This is a genomic window from Winogradskyella ouciana (genome assembly GCF_009709615.1).
Taxonomy (GTDB): domain Bacteria; phylum Bacteroidota; class Bacteroidia; order Flavobacteriales; family Flavobacteriaceae; genus Winogradskyella; species Winogradskyella ouciana.
The window spans coordinates 1-265 of sequence record NZ_WJYA01000146.1 but is presented as its reverse complement, the minus strand read 5'-3'; the positions used below and the strand labels follow the sequence as shown (position 1 = coordinate 265).

Annotated in this window: 1 protein-coding gene; it reads right to left on the bottom strand. The window is 58.1% G+C overall.

Going from position 1 to position 265, the window contains the following annotated elements; translation table 11 throughout:
* Positions 1-265: hypothetical protein (locus F1003_RS18835; RefSeq protein WP_162307015.1), on the bottom strand; the 265-nt coding region annotated here is incomplete at both ends.

Genomic DNA, 265 nt, shown 5'->3' with positions numbered 1-265 from the left:
AGTTGCAGCTGCACATATTGCAGCACGCTGTTGGCCCAGACTAGCCCGTCCAGCCCTTTTCCTGGCGGGATGTCAAACATAGCGGCTGCCTCGGCAAGCCATTGCTCCGGTGAGGGATGGCTGCGGGAAAACTCGTACAGTCGCAACAGCAGCACAGCCAGTGACTGATCGTCCTGCCCGTCCAGCATGATATCTGCCAGCGCGTGAAAATCCGGGTCGGTTTCATACCAGTTCTCCAGCTGTTCCTCCAGAACGTCTTGCCGGA